Origin of the sequence: Haemophilus haemolyticus, assembly GCF_001008205.1 — a bacterium.
Classification (GTDB): domain Bacteria; phylum Pseudomonadota; class Gammaproteobacteria; order Enterobacterales; family Pasteurellaceae; genus Haemophilus; species Haemophilus haemolyticus_Q.
Window position 1 is genome coordinate 55,287 of the sequence record NZ_LCTK01000037.1, and the last position, 6,615, is coordinate 61,901.

Consider the following 6,615-nt stretch of genomic DNA (forward strand, 5'->3'; position numbering starts at 1 on the left):
ATTTTTATCCGCACTTTTCGAGTAACAAATTTAAAAATATGAATATTCGTTGGAATGTAATTTTGGGTCTTATCGCTCTCGGTTCACTGGGATGGTTTTATTCTTTAAATAGCGATAAACCTGATTTGTCAAACTTAGTAAAAAAACCAGATAGTCCAGATTATATTGGAAATAAAATGGAAACTACGGTGTTTTCTCCTGAAGGTAAGAAACAATATCTCTCGACCGCAGACAAAGTGAAACATTATACAGTTGATGGCCATACTGAGTTTGAAATGCCTTTGGTGTACTTATTCGATGTCTCTACATCTAATAATGCTGAAAAATCAAATAATTCAGCAAAATTATTAGAATCACAAAGTTGGAAACTTAGCGCAAAAAAAGCCAAATTGACGAAAGATGAAATGCTTTATTTAGAGGGTGATGTCGTTGCTGAAAGTTTAGAACCAACTTCTCGTTTACAGCGAATTGAAACACAAGTTGCAGAGGTTAACTTAAAAACTCAAGATATTTCATCAGATACAATGGTGAAAATAAACGGACAAAATTTTAACTCAACTGGCTTAAAAATGGTTGGCAATCTACGCCAACAAATTGCGACATTAAAAGAACAGGTAAAAACATATTATGAAATTAACAAACAATAAAATTATTTTACTCGCCACATTAATCATGACCTCTTTCTCTGCTTTCGCGTTGAAAGATGATACGAATCAACCAATTAACATTGTTTCCGATAATCAATCATTAGATATGGAAAAAAGTGTTGTCACTTTTACTGATAACGTTTCAATTACTCAGGGTTCAATTTTAATCAAGGCAAATAAAGTTGTCATTACACGCCCACCTGAAAATTCAGGTAAAAAAGAAACCGTAGAAGCATTTGGTACTCCAGTAACATTTCATCAAAAGCTAGATAATGGTAAGCCAGTAGATGGAAAAGCAAACAAAGTTCACTATGATCTTGGTACTGAATTTTTAACATTAACTGATAATGCTGAATTAAAGCAACTTGATAGTAAGATTAATGGACAACTAATTACCTACGATGTGAAAAAACAACAACTTAAAGCTAATGGTAATGGAAAATCACGTGTAACAACAGTCCTTATTCCATCGCAATTACAACAAGCTAAAGGGAAGTAATTTATGTCAATTCTGACTGCTGAAAATTTAGCTAAGAGCTATAAAAGCCGTAAAGTTGTTTCGGATGTAAGTTTAACTGTAAACTCTAATGAAATTGTCGGTTTGCTCGGACCAAACGGCGCTGGGAAAACAACAACCTTCTACATGGTTGTCGGATTAGTTCGCCAAGATCAAGGTAAAATTATTATTGACGGAGAAGACATTAGTTTGCTCCCAATGCATAATCGTGCGCAACGTGGAATCGGTTATTTGCCACAAGAAGCCTCTATTTTTCGTCGTTTGACTGTATACGAAAATCTAATGGCTGTATTAGAAATACGCAAAGATTTAACCTCTCAACAACGTCGAGAAAAAGCTGATGAGTTGATTGAGGAATTTAATATTGGCCATATTCGGGATAGTTTAGGTCAGTCATTATCTGGCGGTGAACGTCGTCGAGTGGAAATTGCACGAGCATTAGCTGCAAATCCTAAGTTTATTCTATTAGATGAGCCATTTGCTGGTGTAGATCCAATTTCTGTGAGCGATATTAAGAAAATTATCACCGACTTACGTAACCGAGGATTAGGTGTTTTGATTACCGATCATAATGTACGTGAAACACTTGATGTATGTGAACGGGCTTATATTGTTGGCGAAGGTAAAATTATCGCAACGGGTACACCAGAACAAGTTATGAACGATGAACACGTTAAACGAGTTTATTTAGGCGAACAATTCAAATTATAAAAATGAAAATAACTGAACTATTAAGCCCTGAGAATATTCGTCAAGGCGTTAGTTTTTCTAGCAAAAAACGATTATTTGAATCTATCGCACATTTTGTAGAAGAAAAACTTCACTGTGATAAAGGTGAACAAGCGTGCTTTGAATCCCTTTTTGAGCGAGAAAAGCTGGGTAACTCAGGGCTAGGCAATGGCATAGCAATGCCTAAGGCGAAAATGCCTCTTGAGGTATGTGACAAAGCAATTGCCATGTTTATGCAATTGGATACCCCAATTAATTATGATTCGCTTGATGGTAAACCTGTAGATTTAATTTTTGCTATACTCATTCCGGAGAATCAGTGCGAAACATACATCCCTATCTTGGCATCATTAATCGAAAAACTTACCGATAAAAATATGTTAAAACAATTACGCTCCGCCAAAAGTGCGGATGAAATTTGGCAAGTTTTTGAGATTTCAGATAGAGCAGAAAGTTCGCCGGAAGAAACGCAAGAATAATTTAAAGGGGGAATTATGGAAATTATCATTATTAGTGGACGTTCTGGCGCAGGAAAATCTGTAGCCTTACGAGCATTAGAAGATGCCGGATATTATTGTGTTGATAATATTCCTCTAGATTTACTTCCTCAATTGACGGATATTCTATCCCAATCCCAATCTTCGGTCGCAATCAGCCTTGATATTCGTAATATTCCTAATTCAGCCAATACTCTTGAACAAACTCTAAATACCTTACAAAAATATCATCAATTAAAGATTATTTTCCTTGAAGCAGATCGTGGCACATTGATTCGTCGTTATAGCGATTCACGCCGTCTGCACCCACTTTCCTTGAAAGATTTATCTCTTGAAGCAGCAATAGATGAAGAATATCGCTACCTTGAGCCATTAATTCAACACGCAAACTTTATTATTGATACCACTCATCTTTCTACTCATACCCTTGCGGAACGCCTACGCGAATTTTTACGAGGAAATAGTGATAAAGAACTAAAAATCGTTGTTGAATCTTTTGGCTTTAAATATGGAATTCCTTTAGATGCTGATTATGTTTTCGATGTACGTTTCTTACCTAACCCACATTGGGATCCAACATTACGCCCAATGACAGGATTAGATGCACCAGTAGCAGAATTTCTAAATAGTCACACGCAAGTGAATGAATTTATCTACCTCACTCGTAACTATATTGATACTTGGTTGCCAATGTTAGAAAAAAACAATCGTAGCTATTTAACCATTGCTATTGGATGTACTGGGGGAAAACACCGCTCCGTTTATATAGCACAGCAGTTAGGCGAATATTTTCAAGCTAAAGGGAAAATAGTCCAAATTCAGCACAAATCTTTAGAACGAAATAAAAAAGCATAAAAAAGTGCGGTCAAAAATAATTTTATTGACCGCACTTTCTTATAAATTAACTGGTTTTACAATCTCGCTAGGATAACAACCTAAAATCTTTAGATAGTTACTACAATTCTTTAACTCTTCCAAAGCTTGCTGAATATCAGGATGATGGATATTCGCTTCTATTTCGAGATAAAACATTTCTTCCCAAGGTTTCCCATAAATTGGACGAGACTCTAATTTCGTCATATTAATTTGATGTTTTTTGAAAACTAAAAGTGCATCAACTAATGAGCCAATTTGCTGTGAAGTTGTCATTAACAATAATGTTTTTGCCGGGATCTGTGGTGAAACCTCACGCTGTTCTTTAGCAACGACAATAAAACGCGTAATGTTGTTCTCTTGATTAGCAATATTAGTTTTTAATACGCTAAGTCCATATAATTTACCACCATCTTCATTCCCTAATGCCGCAATATTCGGCTTATTTAAACTTGCAATAAGTTGCATTGCATGGGAGCTACTTTCACAATACTCAATATGTACTCGATCAAGACTATGTATAAATTGACTACATTGTTGAATCACTTGAGGATGACTATATAAAGTATCGATTTGACTTAATTCAGTCGTGCCATTTACCAAAACACAATGCTGAATTGGGTAAGCTAGCTCGCCTACTAATGATAAGTCAGTATGCTGGAGCAAATCATAGACCTCATTAATAGCGCCTGATGTTGTATTTTCTAAAGGCAATACACCAAAATCTGCTTCACCATTTTGCACTTTTTCAAATACTTGCTCAAAAGACTGACATCCTAGCTCTACAAATTGTTTTTGATAACGAGCAGCATAATTACGTGCAGCTAAATTTGAATAAGACCCTCTCTTACCTAAAAAAGCAATATGTAAATTTTGATTACGTTGTTCATTAAGTTTATTCTGCAAATAGACTTGCTGGGTCAATACTGAATCTTCAATAATTTTTTGGAAAATTGAAGTGATATATTGTGGTTCAAGTTGATAATTCTCATTTTCTGAAAATTGAACTAATTCTTGTAAAAGTTGCTGTTCTCGCTCTACATCACGTAAAGCTTTTTGCGAGATCTCTTTACTTCTCACTACATCGAAAGCTAAACGATGACGCTCAGAAAGCAATTTTAATAAACTACGGTCTATTTGCGTAATTTGTTGACGAATTTCAGATAATTCTAGCTTCATAGCATCCTCTTATAAAAAACGAGAAAAACAAACAGCACTTTTAAGCATTAGCCATTAAAGTGCGATGAAAATAAAAAAGCTATACTTCTTAGCAGAAATATAGCTTTTTCAAAAATAAAATGATTAGATAAATACTTGAACAGGAGCAACATATCCTTGCGGTACTTGTTCTTTATCTTCGAAAGTTACAAACTCCCACGCTTCTTGATTTGCTAATACAGCACGTAGTAACTTGTTATTTAAACCATGACCAGACTTATAAGCTTTAAAATCACCAATAATGTTATAACCAGCCATATAAAGATCGCCAATTGCATCTAACATTTTATGACGAACAAGTTCATCTTTAAAGCGTAAGCCATCTTCATTTAAAATTCTATAATCATCAAGAACAATAGCATTATCAAGGCTACCACCTAATGCTAAACCTTGAGATTGAAGATATTCTATATCTTTCATGAAACCAAATGTTCTTGCTCGACTAATTTGATGAACAAATGCTTGAGCAGAGAAATCCATGACATAATTACGAACATTTTTGCCAATAGCAGGATGATCAAAATCAATAGTGAAATCTAAACGGAAACCATTGTAAGGTTTAAATTCAGCCCATTTATCACCATCTTCAACTCGAACATATTCTTTAATACGAATAAATTTCTTAGGTGCATTTTGTTCTTCAATTCCAGCATCTAATAACAAATAGATAAATGGACTCGCGCTACCATCCATAATAGGAATCTCAGGCGCATCAACCTCAATAATGATATTATCAATACCAAGACCAGATAATGCTGCATTCAAATGTTCAACGGTAGAAATTCGTACACCTTGCTCATTAATTAATGCAGTACAAAGCATTGTATCACGTACTGAATTAGGATCAGCTGGGAATGCCACAGCTGGATTTAAATCTGTACGATAGTAAACAACACCAGTATTTGGCATAGCAGGACGTAATGTTAAAGTCACTTTCTTACCGCTATGCAAACCAACGCCTGTTACTTTAATACTTTGTTTTAATGTTCTTTGTTTAATCATTCTACTACCTTAATATTCCAGGTATTTCTTAAAACCAATTAAATTAATTCTCTTCACGTTGTGCAGGATTAAAGAAACTATTTTTCTTAAATGCTTCTAAACGATCTGTGATAGGTTTATCCAACGGACGATGATATTCTTCTGCTGGAGTTTTTTGAGTTTCTACAGGCTCACGAGTATGTATATCAGGCACAATATTTACGCGACCTGTACCTTCTGGCTCAACTGGACGAGAAGGACGCAATACTTGAACAGACTCAGTTGGAGCGATTTCGCCTAATCCTGTTGCCACAATAGTCACTCGAATTTCATCACTCATCTCAGGCACTAAACTCGTACCAATAACCACTGTTGCATCTTCTGAAGCAAAGCTACCGACAGTTTCACCAACAATATTAAACTCTTCAAAAGAAAGATCCATACCAGCTGTGATGTTTACCAAAATACCTTTAGCATTAGAAAGATCGATTTTTTCCAATAAATCATTACGCACTGCAATACGAGCGGCTTCTTCTGCTCTACCCTCACCTGCAACACCAATAGCAGAACCGAAACCAATCATCGCTTGTCCCATTTCAGACATAACTGTTCTTACATCGGCAAAGTCCACATTGATTAGGCCAGGCGATGTAATCATATCCGAAATACCCATAACCGAATTACGTAACACATCGTTTGCTGCAGCAAAAGCATCAATTAATTTAGCATTTTTAGGGAGAACTTTTTGGATTTGTTGATTAGGAATAATTATCATCGAATCAACATACTGAGCTAAATCTTTAATACCAAGCTCTGCAAATTGCATACGCTTTTTGCCTTCAAAAGCAAATGGCTTGGTCACAACAGCAACAGTTAAAATGCCCAATTCTTTAGCAATTTTTGCGACAACAGGCGCTGCACCAGTACCAGTGCCCCCCCCCATACCAGCTGCAATAAAGACCATATCCGCACCTTCAAGCATTTTGCGAATTTCTTCCTGATCATCTTCCGCAGCTTTACGGCCAACATTTGGATTTGCCCCAGCGCCTAAACCTTTGGTAGTTTCTCCACCAATTTGTACGGTTTGTTGAACTTGGCTTTTACGTAATGCTTGAGCATCTGTATTTACAGCGTAAAAAATAATACGACCATG

At 35.8% G+C, this 6,615-nt stretch carries 8 protein-coding genes; 5 read left to right on the plus strand and 3 right to left on the minus strand.

From position 1 onward, the window contains the following. Positions 1–38 precede the first annotated feature (38 nt). The 5 genes from lptC to rapZ are packed head-to-tail and all read left to right on the plus strand — an operon-like array spanning position 39 to position 3,245. Positions 39–647, plus strand: a complete 609-nt coding sequence (lptC, locus tag AAX18_RS08235; RefSeq protein WP_046953535.1) for an LPS export ABC transporter periplasmic protein LptC — start codon at positions 39–41, stop codon at positions 645–647. Next, a complete protein-coding gene (gene lptA / locus AAX18_RS08240) occupies positions 628–1,146 on the plus strand; it encodes a lipopolysaccharide transport periplasmic protein LptA (protein WP_046953536.1) in 519 nt (172 codons plus the stop codon). The genes lptC and lptA overlap by 20 nt, the downstream gene beginning before the upstream one ends. A 3-nt stretch (positions 1,147–1,149) precedes the next feature. Continuing rightward, on the plus strand, positions 1,150–1,875 hold the full coding sequence (lptB, locus tag AAX18_RS08245) for an LPS export ABC transporter ATP-binding protein (RefSeq protein WP_005627189.1): 726 nt from the start codon (positions 1,150–1,152) through the stop codon (positions 1,873–1,875). A 2-nt stretch (positions 1,876–1,877) separates the two neighbouring features. Beyond that, entirely contained in the window at positions 1,878–2,372 is a 495-nt protein-coding gene (gene ptsN, locus AAX18_RS08250) for a PTS IIA-like nitrogen regulatory protein PtsN (protein WP_046953537.1), read from the plus strand. 15 nt (positions 2,373–2,387) lie between these two features. Beyond that, a complete protein-coding gene (rapZ, locus tag AAX18_RS08255) occupies positions 2,388–3,245 on the plus strand; it encodes an RNase adapter RapZ (RefSeq protein WP_005637682.1) in 858 nt (285 codons plus the stop codon). Between the two features lie 39 nt (positions 3,246–3,284). Here the strand turns inward: rapZ and AAX18_RS08260 are convergent, their stop codons facing one another. The 3 genes from AAX18_RS08260 to ftsZ all read right to left on the minus strand — a co-directional run. After that, positions 3,285–4,442 carry a chorismate mutase gene (locus AAX18_RS08260; protein ID WP_046953538.1) on the minus strand — a complete coding sequence of 386 codons (1,158 nt, stop codon included), beginning with the start codon at positions 4,440–4,442 and terminating at the stop codon, positions 3,285–3,287. 123 nt (positions 4,443–4,565) lie between these two features. Then, on the minus strand, positions 4,566–5,483 hold the full coding sequence (gene lpxC / locus AAX18_RS08265) for a UDP-3-O-acyl-N-acetylglucosamine deacetylase (RefSeq protein WP_005630366.1): 918 nt from the start codon (positions 5,481–5,483) through the stop codon (positions 4,566–4,568). Between the two features lie 43 nt (positions 5,484–5,526). Next, on the minus strand, positions 5,527–6,615 hold a 1,089-nt coding region (gene ftsZ, locus AAX18_RS08270; RefSeq protein WP_046953539.1), incomplete at its 5' end, for a cell division protein FtsZ.